Source organism: Roseomonas fluvialis (genome assembly GCF_022846615.1).
Lineage (GTDB): Bacteria > Pseudomonadota > Alphaproteobacteria > Acetobacterales > Acetobacteraceae > Neoroseomonas > Neoroseomonas fluvialis.
Window position 1 is genome coordinate 143676 of the sequence record NZ_AP025637.1, and the last position, 18392, is coordinate 162067.

Genomic DNA, 18392 nt, shown 5'->3' on the forward strand with positions numbered 1-18392 from the left:
GCCAGGACCATCCCCATATGGTCCGGCACGCAAGCGAATGGGGTGTGGCATGGGTGCGCGTCGGGTAGCGACGGTCTTCGGCGGCGCCGGCTTCATCGGCCGGCACGTGGTGCAGCGCCTGGCGGCCGCCGGCTACATCGTGCGCGTCGCGGGGCGCGACACCGAACGCGCGGGGAAGCTGCGCACCCTGGGCGGCGTGGGCCAGGTGGTGCCAGTCCCGGCCAGCATCACCGACGATGCCTCCGTGGCGCGGGCGGTGTCGGGCGCGACGGTGGTGGTGAACCTGGTCGGCATCCTGTTCGAGAAGAAGCCTGGCGACTTCCAGCGCATCCAGGCCGAGGGCGCGGGGCGCGTCGCGCGGCTGGCCGCGCTGGCCGGGGCGAAGCGGCTCGTGCACCTGTCGGCGATCGGCGCCGATGCGGGCAGCGAGAGCCTGTACGCCCGAACCAAGGCCGAGGGCGAGGCCGCGGTGCTGGCCGCCTTCCCGACCGCCACGATCCTGCGCCCGTCTGTCGTGTTCGGGCCCGAGGACCAGTTCTTCAACCGCTTTGCCGGTCTCGCGCAGGTGCTGCCCTTCATGCCGGTGGTCTCCGGCGAGACGAAGTTCCAGCCGGTCTATGTCGGCGACGTGGCCGACGCGGTGATGGCGGCGATCGACCGCGAGGATGCGGCCGGGCGCACCTACGAACTCGGCGGCCCGCGCGCGATGTCGATGCGCGAGGTCCTGGAATTCGTGCTGGAGCACACCGGGCGCCGTCGCCGGCTGGTGGACATGCCGCCGAAGCTGGTCGAATTCCAGGCCCGTATCGGGGAGATGCTGCCGACGCCGCCGATCACGCGGGACCAGTTGATCCTGCTCGGCCGGGACAATCTGGTGGCGGAGGGCGCGCTGACGCTGGTCGAGCTCGGCATTTCGGCCAAGGCGGCTGAGGCGATCGCCCCGGCCTACCTGGCGCGCTACCGCCCGGGCGGGTCGCGGCGGATGTCGCCGGCTTGATAGGTCCATATTGGACCTAATGTGCGGTCCGAAGGTGAAGAATGATGACCGGGTTGGGGCGGTGGCGCGAAAATAGGACACGAAAACTGCCCTAACGGCGCAGAAAGGACTCGCGCGGGGCTTAAGCTTGCCGTATGTGACCCGCCGCCCGGTATCCGATCACGGATCATGCGCGCCTGCGCCCGGGGTGTTTCGCCGCGGGGGTTCGCATGGCCGAGAAGATGCTCCAGTTCGTCCGCCTCCAGCAGCGGCAGCCGGACAAGCGCGACGCTGGCGAGCGCCGGGCAGATTGGGGCGAGGTGTACCAGGCCTTCGCGCAGGAGGCCGCCGGTGCCCAGGCGTCGCGCTGTTCGCAGTGCGGCGTGCCGTTCTGCCAGGTGCATTGCCCGCTCAACAACAACATCCCGGATTGGCTGAAGCTGACCGCCGAAGGCCGGCTCGAGGAAGCCTACGAGGTCGCCGCGGCCACCAACACCTTCCCCGAGATCTGCGGCCGCGTCTGCCCGCAGGATCGCCTCTGCGAAGGCAATTGCGTGATCGAGAAGGGCTTCGAGAGCGTCACGATCGGCGCGGTCGAGAAGTACATCACCGACACGGCGTGGGAGAAAGGCTGGGTCAAGCCGCCGACGCCGGTGCGCGAACGCCCGCAGTCGGTCGGCATCATCGGCGCCGGTCCGGCCGGCATGGCGGCGGCGGAACGGCTGCGCGTCATGGGCTACCAGGTCACGGTCTACGACCGCCACGACCGCGCCGGCGGGCTGATGATCTATGGCATCCCGAACTTCAAGCTCGAGAAGGAGGTCGTGGTTCGCCGCTGGCAGCAATATGTGATGGGCGGGATCCAGTTCCGCCTGAACACGGTGGTCGGGCGCGACATCACGCTCGACGAACTGCGCCAGAAGCACGATGCCGTGCTCGTCGCGACCGGCGTCTACAAGGCGCGCGACATCGCCTGCCCGGGGGCCGGGCTGGATGGCGTGGTGCCGGCGCTCGACTACCTGATTGCGTCGAACCGCAAGGGGCTTGGCGACGACGTGCCGGCGTTCGACTCCGGCGCACTGGATGCCGCGGGCAAGCACGTGGTCGTGGTCGGCGGCGGCGACACCGCGATGGATTGCGTGCGCACCGCGGTGCGTCAGGGCGCGGCCTCGGTCACCTGCCTGTACCGCCGCGACAAGGCGAACATGCCGGGGTCGATGCGCGAGGTGAAGAACGCCGAGGAAGAAGGCGTGCGCTTCGAATGGCTGGCGGCGCCGGAGGCCTTCACCGGCGAGGGCAAGGTCGAGGGCGTGCGCGCGCAGCGCATGCATCTGGGCCTGTCCGACGCGACCGGCCGCCAGCAGGTGGAACCCATCGCCAATGCCGGCTTCGCGCTGAAGGCCGACCTGGTGATCAAGGCGCTCGGCTTCGACCCCGAGGACCTGCCGACGGCTTTCAACGAACCCGCCCTGCCCGTGACGCGCTGGGGCACGCTGAAGGTCGACCACCGCACCATGATGACGGGGCTGCCGGGCGTGTTCGCGGCGGGTGACATCGTGCGCGGGGCATCGCTGGTGGTGTGGGGCATCCGCGACGGGCGCGACGCAGCCGACCAGATCCATGGCTTCATCCAGGCCCGGGCCGCGACCCCGGCCATCGCGGCGGAGTGAGAGAGATGACGCAGCATTCCGAAAGCGGCGCCGATTTCGTCGAGGCCTTCGCCCGCGGCCGCACCGCGCTGGAGAACGACGCGCACCTGGACCTGACCGAACATGATGCCTGCGGCGTCGGCCTCGTCGCGGCGCTCGACGGCAAGCCGTCCCGCGCCGTCGTGCAGGCCGGCATCGATGCGCTGAAGGCGGTGTGGCACCGCGGCGCCGTCGATGCCGATGGCAAGACCGGCGATGGCGCCGGCATCCATATCGAGATCCCGCAGGATTTCTTCGCCGAAGTCGTGCAGCGCGGCGGCGACCGGGTGCGCCCGGGCCGCATCGCGGTCGGCATGGTGTTCCTGCCCAAGACCGATCTCGGCGCGCAGGAACGCTGCCGCCAGATCATCGAGACCGAGATCCTGAATGCCGGCTACAGCATCTATGGCTGGCGCCAAGTGCCGATCGACGTCTCCTGCATCGGCGAGAAGGCGAACGCCACCCGCCCCGAGATCGAGCAGATCCTGATCTTCGACCCGGAACTGCGCGACGTGGAGACGGTCGAGCGCGACATGTTCGTGATCCGCCGGCGCATCGAGAAGCAGGCTATCGCGGCGCAGATTCCGGAGCTGTACCTCTGCTCGCTGTCCGCGCGGTCGGTCATCTACAAGGGCATGTTCCTGGCCGAGAGCCTGACGCAGTTCTACCCCGACCTGGTGGACCCGCGCTTCGTCAGCCGCTTCGCGATCTACCACCAGCGGTATTCCACCAACACCTTTCCGACCTGGCGCCTGGCGCAGCCGTTCCGGATGCTGGCGCATAACGGCGAGATCAACACGCTGCACGGCAACGCCAACTGGATGAAGTCGCACGAGACGCGACTGTCGCATGCGCTGCTCGACCCCTTCATCGAGGACATCAAGCCGATCGTGCAGGCGGGCGGGTCGGACACCGCGACGCTCGACAACGTGTTCGAACTGCTGGTGCGCGGCGGGCGCGACGCGCCGATGGCCAAGGCCATGCTGATCCCGGAGAGCACCGGCAACAACGCCACCATGCCGGAAAACCACCGCGAGCTGTTCATGTACTGCAACGCGGTGATGGAACCCTGGGACGGTCCGGCGGCGATCGCCGCGACGGATGGCCGCTGGGTGGTGGCGGGCCTGGATCGCAACGGCCTGCGCCCGATGCGCTACACCGTCACCGCCGAAGGGCTGCTGATCGTGGGCAGCGAGACGGGCATGGTGAAGGTGGCCGAGGATCGCATCGTCCAGAAGGGGCGCCTCGGGCCGGGGCAGTGCATCGGCGTCGACCTCGAGGAAGCGCGCTTCTACGAGGATGCCGCGCTGAAGGACACGCTCGCCGCCCGCAAGCCCTTCGGCAAGTGGACCGCGCGTACCACGCGCATCGATGAGATCGTGAAGGCCGAGGGCGACGAGCGCGCGCATTTCGCCGCCGAGGAACTGCGGCGGCGTCAGCTCGCCATGGGCTACACGCTGGAGGAACTGGAAGGCATCCTCCATCCGATGGTGGAGGACGCCAACGAGGCGGTTGGCTCCATGGGCGACGACACGCCCATCGCCGTGCTGTCGTCGCAATACCGCGGCCTGCACCACTATTTCCGCCAGACATTTTCCCAGGTGACCAACCCGCCGATCGACAGCCTGCGCGAGTCCCGCGTGATGACGCTGCGCACGCGGCTGGGCAACCTCGGCAACATCCTCGACGAGGACCCGACGCAGTGCGACATGCTGATGCTGGAGAGCCCCGTGCTGTCCAACGCGCAGTTCGACGCCATGCGCGGCTACATGGGCAGCACTGTCTGCACGGTGGACTGCACCTGGGACATCACGGATGGCGAGGGCGGGCTGCGCCGCGCGCTGGAGCGCATCCGCCGCGAGGCCGAGGAAGGCGTGCGATCGGGCCATGCGCACGTTATCCTGACCGATGAGGCGCAGTCGGCCGCGCGCGCCGCGATCCCGATGATCCTGGCGGTCGGCGCGGTGCAGACGCACCTGGTGAAGCACGGGTTGCGTACCTTCACGTCGCTGAACGTGCGGGCGGCGGAGTGCATGGACGTGCACTACTTCGCCGTGCTGATCGGCGCGGGTGCGACCACCGTGAACGCCTATCTTGCGCAGGAGAGCATCGCGGACCGCCATCGCCGCGGCTTGTTCGGCAATGTCGGGCTGGGCGAGGCCGTGGCGCGCTACAAGAAGGCGGTGGACAAGGGCCTGCTGAAGGTCATGTCCAAGATGGGCATCGGCGTGCTGTCGTCGTATCGCGGCGGCATGAATTTCGAAGCCATCGGACTGTCGCGCGCGCTGGTGGCGGAATTCTTCCCCGGCACGCCGTCGCGCATTTCCGGCATCGGGCTTTCGGGCATCGCGCGGCGGCTGCTGGCGCTGCACGACAAGGCCTGGCAGGAGGGCGCGATCGCGCTGCCGGTCGGCGGGCTGTACAAGCTGCGCCGGCGCGGCGAGGTGCACGCCTTCGACGGCAACCTGATCCACACGCTGCAGAAGGCGGTCGAGACCGACAGCTACCAGACCTACAAGCGGTATTCCGAAGCCGTGCGGCGCATGCCGCCGGTCGCCCTTCGCGACCTGCTGGATTTCCGCATGGAAGGCCGTGCGCCTGTGGCGCTCGAGGAAGTCGAGAGCATCACCGAGATCCGCAAGCGCCTGCTCGCACCCGGCATCTCATTGGGCGCGCTCAGCCCGGAAGCGCACGAGACGCTGTCGATCGCGATGAACCGGATCGGCGCGCGATCCGACTCCGGCGAAGGCGGCGAGGACCCCGCGCGCGCCCGGCCGCGGCCGAACGGCGACAACGCCAATTCCGCGATCAAGCAGATCGCCTCCGGCCGCTTCGGCGTGACTGCCGAATACCTCAACAACTGCCGCGAGATCGAGATCAAGGTCGCCCAGGGTGCGAAGCCCGGCGAGGGCGGGCAGCTGCCGGGATTCAAGGTGACCGGGCTCATTGCCAAGCTGCGGCACTCAACGCCCGGCGTCACGCTCATTTCCCCGCCGCCGCACCACGACATCTATTCGATCGAGGACCTGGCGCAGCTCATCTATGACCTGAAGCAAATCAACCCGGACGCGTCGGTCTGCGTGAAGCTCGTCTCGCGCAGCGGCATCGGCACCATCGCCGCCGGCGTCGCCAAGGCCAAGGCGGATGCGATCCTGGTCTCGGGCCATTCCGGCGGCACGGGTGCGTCGCCGCAATCCAGCATCAAGTACGCCGGCCTGCCCTGGGAGATGGGGCTGTCCGAGACGCACCAGGTGCTGCTGCTGAACCGGCTGCGCCACCGCGTGCGGCTGCGCACCGATGGCGGGCTCAAGACCGGCCGCGACGTGGTCATCGCGGCGATGCTGGGTGCGGAGGAATTCGGCATCGGCACCGCCAGCCTGGTCGCGATGGGCTGCATCATGGTGCGCCAATGCCATTCCAACACCTGCCCGGTCGGCGTGTGCGTGCAGGACGAGGCGCTGCGGCAAAAGTTCACTGGCACGCCGGAGAAGGTCATCAACCTGTTCTCCTTCGTGGCGGAGGAGGTGCGCGAGATCATCGCCTCGCTCGGCTTCCGCAAGCTGACCGACGTGATCGGCCGCACCGATCTGCTGCAGCAGGTGTCGCGCGGGTCGGAGGACCTCGATGACCTCGACCTCAACCCGCTGCTGGTGCAGGCCGATGCCGGCCCGCACGCCTCCTACTGCACGCTGGAAGGCCGCAACGAGGTGCCGGAGACGCTGGACGCGGACATGATCCGCGACGCCGGCGCGCTGTTCGAGCACGGCGAGAAGATGCAGTTGCAGTACAACATCCGGAACACGCATCGCGCGATCGGCACCAAGGTGTCGTCCCGCATCACGCGGCAGTTTGGGATGTCGGGGCTGCAGCCGGGGCATCTGAACGTGCGGCTGCGCGGCAGCGCGGGCCAGTCGCTCGGGGCCTTCGGCGTGCGCGGGCTGAAGCTGGAAGTCTTCGGCGACGCCAATGACTACGTGGGCAAGGGGCTGTCGGGGGCGACCATCGTGGTGCGCCCGGCGCCGTCTTCGCCGCTCGTGTGGAACGACAACACCATCATCGGCAACACCTGCCTGTACGGCGCGACGGCGGGCGAGTTGTTTGCAGCCGGCCAGGCCGGCGAACGCTTCGCGGTGCGCAATTCCGGCGCCACCGCGGTGGTGGAAGGCTGCGGTGCCAATGGCTGCGAATACATGACGGGCGGCACCGTCGCGATCCTGGGTGCGGTGGGCGACAATTTCGGCGCCGGCTTCACCGGCGGCCAGGCCTTCATCTACGACGCCGACGACACCTTCGGCGTGCGCGTGAACCCCGAGACGCTGCTGTGGGGCCGCCTGGCGCACCCCCATTGGGAGGGCGTGCTGTGCGACCTGATCGCGCGGCACGTGGCCGAGACGGGGTCCCGCTTCGCCGCCCGCCTGCTGAACGAATGGGCGACCGAACGGCACCGCTTCTGGCACGTCGTGCCGAAGGAATACGCGAAGTACCTCCCGGTCCCGATGACCGAGGCCGCCGCCGTCGCGGCGGAATGATCCGACCGTGCGGCGGCGAAATGCTTCACGCCGCCGCGCGCCGGCATCTTCCGTTTACGTGACGGTGCGGTAATCTCCGCCGGCACGGAGGAACAGGAGAACGTCGTGCGTCGTCTGGCCTTGGCCCTGCTGGCCGCCTTCGCATTCGTCGCGCCGGCTTCGGCGCAGCAGGTCCGCAACCTGGCCGCGGTGAACGGCTGGACCGCCTATGTCGCGCAGTCCGACGGTGGACCGCTGTGCGGCATGGGCACCAACGCGAACACCATGGGGCGCTTCTTCTGGATCAAGGTCGAACGGCTGCGCGGCCAACTGCATGGCTTCGTGCAGGTCGGCGACCGGACCTGGAACGTGCGGCAGGCCGCCACCGGCCGGATCGTGATCGCGATCGACGGGCGCCGCGCCGAACTCAACTACACCGGCACCAGCCGCGTCGACATGATCGAGGCGTCCTACCAGGGCGCATTCAGCAACTTCATCAATTTCGTCGAGGCCTTCGCCGCCGGGCTGCGCATGAGCGTGTCCTTCCCCGGGGAGCAGGTGCAACCCTGGTCGGCCGACCTGCGCGGCACGCGCGCGGTGACCGAGGCCTTCCTGGCCTGCGCCAGACGCATCTAGTCCGCCTTCAAGCGCCGGGCGAGCGCGTCTGCGCGCTCGGCTCACGCGCCATGCAATGGCACGCCCGGCGCGGCTGACGGTCCGGGCGCGGTTGCGCCTTGCGCACCGTGATCGCGGCGCGATCCGCAAGGATGCGCGTTATGCGCTCGTGCCGCGCCCGACCGCCTTTGCGCCGCCGCCGCGCGGGTGGCATAACGCCGGCATCGTGCGGCTCCTGTTCCACCTCCCCCTCTCGCCCTTCTCGCGCAAGGTGCGCCTCGCGCTCGGCGAGAAGCGCATACCCTTCGACACGCGGGTCGAACGCGTGTGGGAACGGCGGGATGACTTCCTGGCGATGAACCCCGCCTGCACCGTGCCTGTGCTGCAGGAGGAGAACGGCCTGACCATCGCGGATTCCACCGCGATCTGCGAATACCTCGACGAGGCCTATCCCGACATGCCGTTGCTCGGCCGCACCTTGGCCGAACGGGTCGAGGTGCGTCGCCTGGTCGCATGGTTCGACAACAAGTTCCACGCCGAGGTCGGCGTGAACCTGCTCTACGAGAAGCAGATGAAGCGGCTGATGGGCCGCGGCAATCCCGATGCGGGGGCGATCCGCGCCGGCTACGCCAACCTGCGCCCGCACCTGGAATACATCGGCTGGCTCGCGGAGACGCGCCCCTGGCTGGCCGGCCCCATGCTGACGCTGGCGGACCTCGCGGCCGCAGCGCAGCTCTCGGCGCTGGACTACATCGGCGATGTCGACTGGTCGCTGAACGATGCCGCGAAGGACTGGTACGCGCGCATGAAGTCGCGCCCGTCCTTCCGCCCGTTGCTGGGCGACCGTGTGAGCGGCGTGACGCCGCCCGACCACTACGGGAACCTGGATTTCTGAGCCTCGGGCAAGATCCCGGCCGGGTGAGGATGCTCGCGGCAACGAAGGTCCGGTAACGTCAGCGCCGCGCCGGGCCTGCCTCGATCAGCGCCATGTTCTGTGCGGCCAGGTCAGCCGCGGCGCTGTCGGGCGCCAGTTCGATCACACGCTCCCAATCGGCGCGGGCACCCGCGGCATCGCCCTGGATCTGGCGGATGATGCCGCGCTCCAGCACGGCCTCGACATTGTCGGGCTCGAGGCGCAGCGCCTGCGCCACGCTGTCGGCCGCCAGCGCGATGCGATCCAGCCGCCGCAGCGCCGATGCGCGCAGCACCCAGGGCTCGACCGCACTCGGGTCACCCACCACCGCGCGCTCCAGGTCCTCGAGCGCCTCGGCCGGGCGGTCGAGCGCCAGCGAGGCCATGGCGCGCTCCGCGAGGATCACCGGCGCGGCGGGCGTGAGCGCGAGCGCCAGCGTCAGCGCCGCATGGGCGCGCTGGGGGCGGCCGGCGGCGATCCAGGCTTCCCCCGCCTGGCCGAACACGGCGGCGCGCGCGGCGATGCCGGCCTGGCTGCGCGCGGCGATGCGCTCCAGGGCCTCGGCGGCGCGCTCCGCCTCGCCCAGCGTCAGCGCGGCCAGCGCGGCGCAATGCGCTGCTCCTTCGCCGCCGCCATCCATGGTCCAGGCCTCGGCGAAGCTGCGCGCGCCCTCCGGATCGTCCTCGAGCATATCGAGGCAGCGCTCGTACTCCGCCGAATCCGTCAGGCGCGGCGGTTCCGGCGGGGTGGGCAACGGGTCGTCGCGGTCCGCGCCGGCCAGCCACCACCAGCCGCCGCCGGCGGCAAGCACCAGCATCGCTGCGGCAGCGAGGATGAGGCGGAACGACGACATCCGCGCAATCTAGGGCAGAAGTCGACCACGCGAAATCACCTGGACCCGCATTGCGCGCCATGCAGACCGGCAGCGGCGGGCAGGCAACACGCTCCGGCGGGTACCCCATTGCCAGCCCTGTGGCACTGGCCCACCCGCGCGCGGCGTGCCAGATGGCGCGGATGACGGCGCGCCTGACCGGGGAGAACCTGCCATGCTTCTGGTGATCGGGCTGGGATATTCCGGCCGCGCCGCCGCCATCGCGGCCGCGGCCGCCGGCGAGCGCGTGATCGGCACCATGCGAGACCCGGCGCGCGCCGCCCCGCCACCGGGCGTCGCGGTCACCGGCTTTACCGGCGCGGCGGACGCGATCGGCCAGGCCCGGCGCGTGCTCGTCACCGCTGCACCTGGCGAGGATGGCGACCCGGCGATCGCAGCGCATCGCGGCGCGATCGACGCGGCGCTCGCGGCGGGTACGCTGCGCTGGGTCGGGTATCTCTCGACCACGGGCGTCTATGGCGACCGCGGCGGTGGCGCGGTGGACGAAGCGACGCCGCCAGCGCCGGGCCAGGACCGCTCGCGCCGGCGGCTGGCGGCGGAGCAGGCCTGGCGCGACCTGGTCGCCGGCCGTGCCGCGCTCGACATCTTCCGCGTGGGCGGAATCTACGGACCGGGGCGCTCGCCCTTCGACGACCTGCGCGCGGGCACGGCACGGCGGGTCGTGAAGCCGGGCCACGCCTTCTCGCGCATCCATCGCGACGACATCGCGCTGGCCGTGGTCGCGGCCATGGCGCAGGACGGCGCGCCGCGCGAACGCGTCCTGCACCTGGTCGACGACGAAGCGGCCGAGAGCGCCGTCGTGACCGAACATGCCGCGCGGCTGATGGGCGCCGCGCCGCCGCCGGCGATCCCGTTCGAGGAGGCGCGCGCGCGCATGTCCCCCATGGCGCTGTCCTTCTGGGCGGAGAACCGGCGCGTGGACAACGCGGCGACGAAGCGCGCGCTCGGCATCGCCTGGCGGTATCCCACCTATCGCGAGGGTCTAGCCGGCATCCTCGAGCAGGAGCGGCGCGAGGGTTTCGCCCAATAGAGCCAGGTCCTGCGGCCGCGACAGCCGGTGGTCGCCATCCTTCACGAGCGAGATGCGCAGGTCGTCGCCGGTGATGGCATCCGCGATGCGCAGCGCGTGGCGCCAGGGCACGTCGGGATCCTGCATGCCCTGCAGGATGCGCACCGGCACGTCCAGCGCGATCGGCCCGCGCAGCAGCAGGTTGGCGCGCCCGTCCTCGATCAGCGCGCGCGTGATGGGATAGGGCGCGCCGTACTCGCTCGGGCGATGCCAGACACCGTCGCCTTCGATGGTCGCGCGGATCTCGGGCGTGAACGCCGCCCACATGAGGTCCTCGGTGAAGTCGGGCGCGGGGGCGATGCCGACCAGCGCATGCGGTGCGCGCATCCGCGCCAGCAGCAGCGCGATCCACCCACCCATCGACGAGCCCACCAGCACCTGCGGCCCGGGGGCGAGCGCGTCGATGCTGCAGGCGGCGTCCAGCGCCCACCGGCCGATGGTGCCATCGACGAAGCGCCCGTCTGAGGCGCCGTGGCCGGAATAGTCGAAGCGCAGGAAGGGCGTCCCGCGCGCCTCGCACCAGCCGGCGAGAAATTCCGCCTTGCTGCCCGTCATGTCGGAGTTGAAGCCGCCCAGGAACACCACACCCACGCCGCGCCCCCGGATGCGCCGCCAGGCCAGGTGCACGCCGTCGCCGCGGTCGATGCGCCCGTGCTCCTCCTTCATGGCCGCGGCAGTCCGCGCCGCATCAAGGAGGCGAACAGCGCCCCCGTGCCGAAGGCCCAGGGCGGGCATTCATCCGTGCGGTCCACCTCGTTCACCAACGCGCCCAGGCGCAGGGATGCGATGCGCACCACATCGCCTTCCCTGTGCGTGAAGCCCATGCCCGGCGCGCCGCGATCCTTCGCCGGAGAGAACGGCGTGCCGAGATACAGCACCGCGCCGTCCGGATACTGGTGGTGCGCGCCGATCATCTGCGCCACCAACGCGGTCGGGTCGCGGCTGATCGAGCCGATCGCGCCGGTCTCCTCCAGCGCGAAGCCGTCGCGGCCGCTGATGGTGAGCGTGATATCGGCGCGACGGATGTCCTCGAGCCCGAAGCCGTCGTCGAACAGGCGGATCATCGGCCCGAGCGCGGCCGAGGCATTGTTGTCCTTGGCACGACCGAGCAACAGCGCGGAACGGCCCTCGACATCGCGCAGGTTGACGTCGTTGCCGAGCGTGGCCCCCTGGATGCGGCCGCGCGAATTCACCACCATCACCGCCTCCGGCTCGGGGTTCGACCAGGCGGAATTCGGATGCACGCCGATCTTGGCGCCGCAGCTCACCGCCGCCATGGGCGGGCACTTCGAGAAGATCTCCGCATCCGGGCCGATGCCCACCTCGAGGTACTGGGACCACCAGCCCTTCGCCACCAGCGCGTCCTTCACGCGCATGGCTTCCGCGCTGCCAGGCACAAGGCTCGCGAGGTCGTCGCCGATGATCTCGCGCACTTCGATCCGCACCGCCGCGGCGGCCGAGGCATCGCCGCGGCAGCGTTCCTCGATCACGCGTTCCAGCATGGAGCGCACATAGGTCACGCCCGCGGCCTTGACCGCCTGTAGGTCGATGGGCGCGAGCAGCCAGGGGCGCGACGGATCGCGCGCGTCATGCGCGGAATTGGACAGCAGCGCATCGAGGTCGAGCGCGACCGGCGCACCACGCGCGCGGATGACGGCACCGGGGTGCTCTTCCTCCATCCAGCGGGCCATGGTGCCGAAGGCGGGCGTCAGGTCGAAGGCGGCGCCGCCGACGAAGCCGATGATGCAGGGTCCCTCCGGCGCCATGATGCGCGCGGCGAAGGTCCCGGCGGCGAAATCCGCCGGCAGGCAGGTGCGGTCGAGCCGCATGGCGTGGTTCTCCCCGTTCGTGCACGCACAGGCTGGCGGCGCGGCGCGGCGCTGCCAAGGGGGCGCGGCGCGCTGCACAGGCCTGGGACGGACGGTCTGGCCGTGGGTCGGGATCGGATGGTCCGCATACACGATCCGCGAGCGCGAAGCGCGACCGCGCCCAGACGGTCAGCCGCGCCGGGCGCATCCGTGCGGGCCGCCCGCCATCCGAGGGCGCTTAAAAAACCTCAATTCTCCAGCAACGGCTTCCAGCGCGCGGTCTCGGCGCGCCAGAAGGCCTGCGCGCCGGCCGGCGTGGTGCGCTCGCCCGCCGCCGGGCGGCTGCCGAGTTCCACCATGCGCCGCGTCACTGCCTGGTCTGCCAGCGTCGCCAACAACGCGCGGTTCAGCCGCGCGACCACCGGCGCCGGCGTGCCGGCGGGGGCGAAGATCATGTTCCAGCCGGACATGCTCATCGCCGGCAGCCCGGCCTCGGCCGTGGTCGGCACGTCCGGCAGGGCAGAGGTGCGCTCCGGCGTGGTGATCGCATAGCCGCGGATGGATCCGTTGCGGATCTGCTCGGCGTTGTTCGTGGTCTGGTCGCAGCCGAGATCGAGCGTGCCTGCCAGCAGGTCGTTCATCACCGGCGCATTGCCGCGATACGGCACGATCGTGACGGGCGTGCCGACCGACGCGATCAATAGGAGCGAACATAGATGGCTGGTCGACCCCACGCCGGCATTGCCGAGGTTGAGGCGCATCCCCTCCCGCCGCACGACCGCGACGAGGTCCGCCAGCGTGGTGGCGGGGAAGTCGCGCCGCGCGATGATCGACATCGGCACCTCGTTCACCATGCCGACCGCTTCGAGGGCCAGCGGGTCGAAGGGCGGGTTGCGCACCAGCGTCGGAATGGTCGCCTGCGCCAGCGACCCGAACAGCAGGGTGTGCCCGTCAGGGCGCGCCTGCGCCACGCGACCCTGGCCGATCGACCCGCCGGCGCCGGAGACGTTCTCGACCACCACGGGCTGTCCGAGGTCGGCCGCGAGCGCAGGCGCCACCAGGCGCGCGACCACATCCGCCGGCCCGCCCGGCGCGAAGCCGACAACCAGCGAGATGGGGCGGGACGGGAAGGCGGGCTGCGCCGCGGCCGCGCCGGCCAGGCCGCCGGCGATCAGCAGGGCGGGCAGAAGCCGCTGGAGAATGCCGGCACCGGCCCGCACCCCCACCCGGCCACCCATTCCAGGATCCTGATGTGGGTGGCCGGGTGGGCGTGCGGGCCGGTGCCGGACTGCGGAATGCGCCGCATGGCGCAGTCTCAAACGCTCTCTCAGGCCGCGGCGCAGGATGATGGACATGCGTGGGATCTCCCGGCTGGTTGCCGGAAGGTTCGCAGCAACGGCGCGGGATGCAAGGGCCAGGCGGCCGCGCGCCCCGGTCAGCAGGTGGCGAGCGCGCCCTGGTCCGCGGGTGCCGCCTGGCGTGGGGCGCGTGCCGCAGGCAGTCCACGTGCGCGGCGCCAGGCGTCGTGCGCAGCGCCAATGGCCCGTGCCAGCGCGACCGGGTCGCGCGCCTGGGCGGCGGTCAGCGTCGCGGCATCGGCGGCGCCGCTTTCGTCGACCCCCAGGTGACGCTGCAGGTCGACCAGGGCCTGCATCGTGCCGGCTTCGACGGCATAGGCGAACAGCGCCAGGTCCGGCCCGGGCGCCAGGCGTGCCGCGCCGAGCGGCGCCCAGACCATGGCGTTCAGGATGCGCGCCGCGCCCTCCCGCCCCAGCGCGCGCAGCGCCGGCGCATCCGCCGGCCCGCCGATCCAGACCGACAGCAGCCCGAGCCCCACGCCATGCGCAGCCGGCCCGTCCAGCAACGGGTCACGTGCGGTGAACCCGCCGCGCGCCGACATCACGGACGCAGCGCAGGCGGCGAAGCGGTCGATGGAAGCGGCCATGGCGCGAGCCTGGCGCCAGGCGGGTTAAGGAAGCCTTGCGTCGGTCAGAAGCCGATTGAGAATGACGGCACTGGCCCGCTCCCCCACCCGGCTGCGCATCGAGGGTACGCGTGTGGGTGGCCGGTTGGCAGAGCGGTCGGGTGCCAGACTGCAGAATGCGCCGAAGCGCGCAGTCTCAAACGGTTTCTCAGGCCGGCAGGCCTTGCTTCCAGGGATAGCCGCCGCGCGCCTTGGCGTGGCCGTACGCGAACAGCGCGCGCAGGAAATCCTGCCCGAAGGGCTCCGTCTCGCGCATCGTGAAGTCGTCCTCGATATAGGCCAGGCGGAAGGCGATGCCGTGCTGGCGCGCGGCGGCTTCGATGCGGAACACGTCGTTCACGCCCGCCGCGCCGATCAGCGTGGAGATGGCGCGCGACGCGATCGGAAAGACGCGCCGTCGCACCGGCCCGCCGCTCAGCGCCAGGCGCCCGTTGCGCACGACATAGGCGGTGACCGAGGGCGGCGTGAGACCTTGCCGGATGCGCTCCGCCCGGCTCTCGCCGAGCGCGGGCGGATACAGGTAGGCCTGCGCGAAGGTGCCGCCATCGACGTGCATTTCCTGGTAGGGCACGCCATCCACCGTGACGTCGATCATGACCGGCGGGAACACGCCCGGCACGGCCGCCGAGGCCAGCAGCACCTGCCGCGCCAGATCGAGCGCGCGCGGATGCCCGCTGGCGGCGATGGCACCCAGGTTCCACGCCACCGGCCGCTGCGCATCGAGGTTGGTGGTCGCGATCACCAGCTGGCGCCCGCGCGCATAGCCCTGCGAGATCTCGGCCATCAGGGAGTCATCGAGGTAGCGCGCGATGGTGCGCGCGAGCGGCGCGCTGTCGGCCAGCGCGTCATCGACCAGTGCGGCCAGCAGCCCGCGTTCGGTGAGCACGTCGGCGGCGGTGATCTCGGTATAGGCGGCGCGCAGCTGCGCGTCGCGGTGCGGGCCGGCGAAGACCAGCGGCGCGGTCAGCGCCCCGGTGCTGATGCCCGTGACCAGGTTGAAGGATGGCCGCGTGCCGGCCTCGGTCCAGCCGCAGGCGAGGCCGGCACCGAAGGCCCCGTTCTCGCCCCCGCCCGAGAAGGCGATGATGTGCGCATCGGGCAGCCGGCCGCGCGGGCCGAGGTTGAAGGCGGCGCGCTGGCGGCGGCCGGCCTGGTTGAATTCCTCAATGATGCGCGGCAGGTCGAGCGGGTCCGTGACGCAGAAGCGTTCGTTCGGAAGGCCCAGCACCTGCGCGTTGCGCACCCGTTCGGTCGGTACCGGTTCGGCGCGCTCGGGCAGCGCGCAGCCGGCCAGCAGGGTGGCGCCGCCCAGCAGGGCGCCGCGGCGGGCCAGGGTCGGGATGGGGCGGGCGCGGGTCATTGCGCGCAGGATATGGGACGGCGGCGGGAAGGTTGAAGGCGCGCCGGCGCCCGCGGGTCAGCTGCCGCCCGGGGGCTGGCGCGCCCAGTCGTAGCCGCGCCGTGCGCGCTGGTAGCCGAAGTCGAACAGGGCGCGCATGTAGGCCTGTTCGAAGGGCTCGCTGTAGGTGCCCGTGAAGTCGCGCGTGATGTACGCCAGGTTGTAGTCGATCCCATCGCGCAGCGCGGTGTTCCAGATGCGCACCACGTCGTTGTAGCCGCTGGACGCGATCATGGTGGAGATGGCGCGCGCGGCGATCGACATGGCGCGCCGGTCCACCGCCGCCCATTGCGCGTCGAGCCGCCCGTTGCGGATGATGTAGGCGGTGGCCGGCACGACCGGCTGGCCGCGGCGCAGGCGTTCGCGGCGCAGCTCGGTCACCTGGCGGGGGTACAGGAACACCTGGCTGAAGGCGCCGCCATCCACGTGCATCTCCTGGTGCGGCGCGCCGTTAACCACCACGTCGAACATCACCGGCGGGAAGGCGCCGGGCACCGCGGCGGAGGCCAGCAGGATGCGCCGCACCAGGTCGAGCGCGCCGGGATGGCCGCTGGCCGCGATGGCCCCCAGGTTCCAGATCACCGGCAGCTGCGCATCGAGGTTGGTCGACCCGATCAGCAGCAGCCGCCCGGCCTGGTGCCCGCGGCCGATCGCCGCCAGCATCCGGTCATCGAGGTAGCGCGAGATGGTGCGGTACAGCGGCGCGGTATCGGCCAGCGCATCGTTGAAGATGGCCGCCAGCAGCCCGCGCGACCGCAGCACGTCGCCCGGCGTGATGTCGGTGTAGACGCTGCGCAGCGCGCCGTCCCACTCGCTGCCCAGGAAGGCGAAGGGCGCCGTGAGCGCGCCGGTGCTCACGCCGGTCACCAGCTCGAATTCCGGGCGGGTGCCGTGTTCGGTCCAGCCGCACAGCAGGCCGGCCCCGAACGCGCCGTCCTCCCCGCCGCCCGAGACACCCAGCAACTGGAAGCGCGGCAGCTGCGAGGGGTGCGTCAGGCCCAGGTGGCGCATGCGCCGTCGTCCGGCCTCGCGGAACTCGGCCTCGATCGCATGCAGGTCCTGCGGCAGCACGAATCGCTCACCAGGAAGGCCGAGCACCGTCGCACCCGCGGTCGCGGTGTTCGGGACCGGTGCGCCGCGGTCGGGCAGCGCGCAGCCGGACAGCAACGCGGCGCTGCCGGCCAGCAGCGCGCGGCGGGATGGCGCGGGACTCACAGGGGCGGGCGCTTCGCCCAGTCGTAGCCGCGGCGGCCGCGCTCGTAGCCGTACTGGAACAGGGCGCGCATGAAGTCCTGGTCGAAGGGGGCGGGAAGTTCGCGGTCGAAGTCGGTGCCGATGAAGGCGAGGTTGAAGCCCACGCCGTCGCGCTGCGTCGCGTTGTAGATGCGGATCACGTCGTTGTAGCCGCTGGCGGCGATCATGGTGGAGATGGCGCGCCCGCTGATGCCCAGCGTGCGGCGTTCCACCAAGGCCCATTCGGGGTCGAGCCGGCCGTTGCGGATGACATAGGCCTCCACGTCCCGCGCCGCGGCGCCGCGCGCCAGGCGCTCGCGGCGCGTGCGCCCGACCGAGGACGGGTACAGGAAGGCCTGCGCGAAGGCGCCGCCATCGACGTGCATTTCCTGCCGCGCCTCGCCATCCACCAACACGTCCACCATCACCGGCGCGAAGACCCCCGGTACGGCGGCCGAGGCGAGCAGGATGCGGCGCACCAGGTCGAGCGCCCCGGGATGGCCGCTGCGGGCGATCGCGCCGATGTTCCAGATCACCGGCACCTGTGCATCGAGGTTGGTCGTGCCGATCAGCAGCAGGCGCCCCCCATCGTAGGCACGCGCGATCGCCGCGAGCATCGGTTCGTCGAGATACCGGGAAATCGTGCGGAACAGCGGCGCGGTGTCGGCCAGGGATTCATGGAACACCGCCTGGAGCAGGCCGCGCGACGCCGCGATGTCGGCCAGGGTGAGTTCCGTGTAGACCGCGCGCAGCTGCGGGTCGTGGTCGCGGCCGAGGAAGGCGAAGGGCGCGGTCAGCGCCCCGGTGCTCACGCCCGTCACCAGGTTGAATTCCGGCCGCGTGCCGAGTTCGGACCAGCCGCACAGCAGCCCGGCCCCGAAGGCACCGTTCTCCCCGCCGCCCGAGACCGACAGCAGGTTCAGCCGCGGCATCGGCTGGCCGGGGCGCAGCGCGAGCCGGCTGCGCAGCCTTGCCCCGGCGGCGTCGAATTCGGCCTCGATGGCGCGCTGGCCCTCGGGAGAGGTGACCATGAAGCGTTCGTTTGGCAGGCCCAGCACCTGCGCGGCCGTCGTCCTGCCGCGCGGGACTGCCGGGCCGCGGACGGGGCTGGCGCAGCCGGGCAGTCCCAGCGCCGCCGTTGCGCCGGCGGCCAGAAGCGCTGCGCGCCGCGTCGGGTTGGGACGGGTCATGTGAGGGATTCCTCGATTCGGGCTTTGCCCGTCATGATACCAGGGTCGTTGGATGCTTACGCCTGTTTGCAGGATCGTGGCCGCGCCGTCACTGTGCGCGAAACGCACAAACCATCG

At 71.0% G+C, this 18392-nt stretch carries 14 protein-coding genes; 6 read left to right on the top strand and 8 right to left on the bottom strand.

Going from position 1 to position 18392, the window contains the following annotated elements; genetic code table 11:
- The first annotated feature begins 49 nt into the window (after positions 1–49).
- From MWM08_RS00725 to fzlA, 5 genes are all read left to right on the top strand, one after another.
- On the top strand, positions 50–997 hold the full coding sequence (locus MWM08_RS00725; protein WP_244457557.1) for a complex I NDUFA9 subunit family protein: 948 nt from the start codon (positions 50–52) through the stop codon (positions 995–997).
- A 209-nt stretch (positions 998–1206) separates the two neighbouring features.
- The gene (locus tag MWM08_RS00730; RefSeq protein WP_244457558.1) at positions 1207–2646 is read left to right on the top strand and encodes an NAD(P)-dependent oxidoreductase; all 1440 of its coding nucleotides are present in this window, start codon (positions 1207–1209) and stop codon (positions 2644–2646) included.
- 5 nt (positions 2647–2651) lie between these two features.
- Positions 2652–7193, top strand: coding sequence for a glutamate synthase large subunit (gene gltB / locus MWM08_RS00735; RefSeq protein WP_244457559.1), 4542 nt, complete (start codon positions 2652–2654; stop codon positions 7191–7193).
- 105 nt (positions 7194–7298) lie between these two features.
- Entirely contained in the window at positions 7299–7808 is a 510-nt protein-coding gene (locus MWM08_RS00740) for a hypothetical protein (RefSeq protein WP_244457560.1), read from the top strand.
- 205 nt (positions 7809–8013) lie between these two features.
- Complete coding sequence (fzlA, locus tag MWM08_RS00745; protein WP_244457561.1) at positions 8014–8682, top strand: FtsZ-binding protein FzlA; 669 nt, start codon at positions 8014–8016, stop codon at positions 8680–8682.
- Between the two features lie 58 nt (positions 8683–8740).
- On the opposite strand, the gene MWM08_RS00750 is transcribed toward fzlA, so the two are convergent.
- Entirely contained in the window at positions 8741–9553 is an 813-nt protein-coding gene (locus MWM08_RS00750; protein WP_244457562.1) for a tetratricopeptide repeat protein, read from the bottom strand.
- Between the two features lie 193 nt (positions 9554–9746).
- On the opposite strand from MWM08_RS00750, the gene MWM08_RS00755 reads away from it, so the two are divergent.
- Positions 9747–10622: a Rossmann-fold NAD(P)-binding domain-containing protein gene (locus MWM08_RS00755; protein WP_244457563.1), complete on the top strand. Its 876-nt coding sequence runs from the start codon at positions 9747–9749 to the stop codon at positions 10620–10622.
- Here the strand turns inward: MWM08_RS00755 and MWM08_RS00760 are convergent.
- The 7 genes from MWM08_RS00760 to MWM08_RS00790 form a co-directional block, all read right to left on the bottom strand.
- Entirely contained in the window at positions 10575–11327 is a 753-nt protein-coding gene (locus MWM08_RS00760) for an alpha/beta hydrolase (protein WP_244457564.1), read from the bottom strand. The genes MWM08_RS00755 and MWM08_RS00760 overlap by 48 nt on opposite strands.
- Complete coding sequence (locus tag MWM08_RS00765; RefSeq protein ID WP_244457565.1) at positions 11324–12490, bottom strand: fumarylacetoacetate hydrolase family protein; 1167 nt, start codon at positions 12488–12490, stop codon at positions 11324–11326. Before MWM08_RS00765 ends, MWM08_RS00760 begins: the two co-directional genes overlap by 4 nt.
- A gap of 227 nt (positions 12491–12717) precedes the next feature.
- Positions 12718–13707 carry a tripartite tricarboxylate transporter substrate-binding protein gene (locus MWM08_RS00770; protein WP_244457566.1) on the bottom strand — a complete coding sequence of 330 codons (990 nt, stop codon included), beginning with the start codon at positions 13705–13707 and terminating at the stop codon, positions 12718–12720.
- Between the two features lie 197 nt (positions 13708–13904).
- Complete coding sequence (locus MWM08_RS00775) at positions 13905–14414, bottom strand: hypothetical protein (RefSeq protein WP_244457567.1); 510 nt, start codon at positions 14412–14414, stop codon at positions 13905–13907.
- Positions 14415–14601: 187 nt separating this feature from the next.
- Entirely contained in the window at positions 14602–15813 is a 1212-nt protein-coding gene (locus MWM08_RS00780) for a patatin-like phospholipase family protein (protein ID WP_244457568.1), read from the bottom strand.
- A gap of 57 nt (positions 15814–15870) precedes the next feature.
- Positions 15871–17067: a patatin-like phospholipase family protein gene (locus MWM08_RS00785; protein ID WP_244457569.1), complete on the bottom strand. Its 1197-nt coding sequence runs from the start codon at positions 17065–17067 to the stop codon at positions 15871–15873.
- Positions 17064–18275, bottom strand: coding sequence for a patatin-like phospholipase family protein (locus tag MWM08_RS00790; RefSeq protein WP_244457570.1), 1212 nt, complete (start codon positions 18273–18275; stop codon positions 17064–17066). The genes MWM08_RS00785 and MWM08_RS00790 overlap by 4 nt, the downstream gene beginning before the upstream one ends.
- Positions 18276–18392 lie beyond the last annotated feature (117 nt).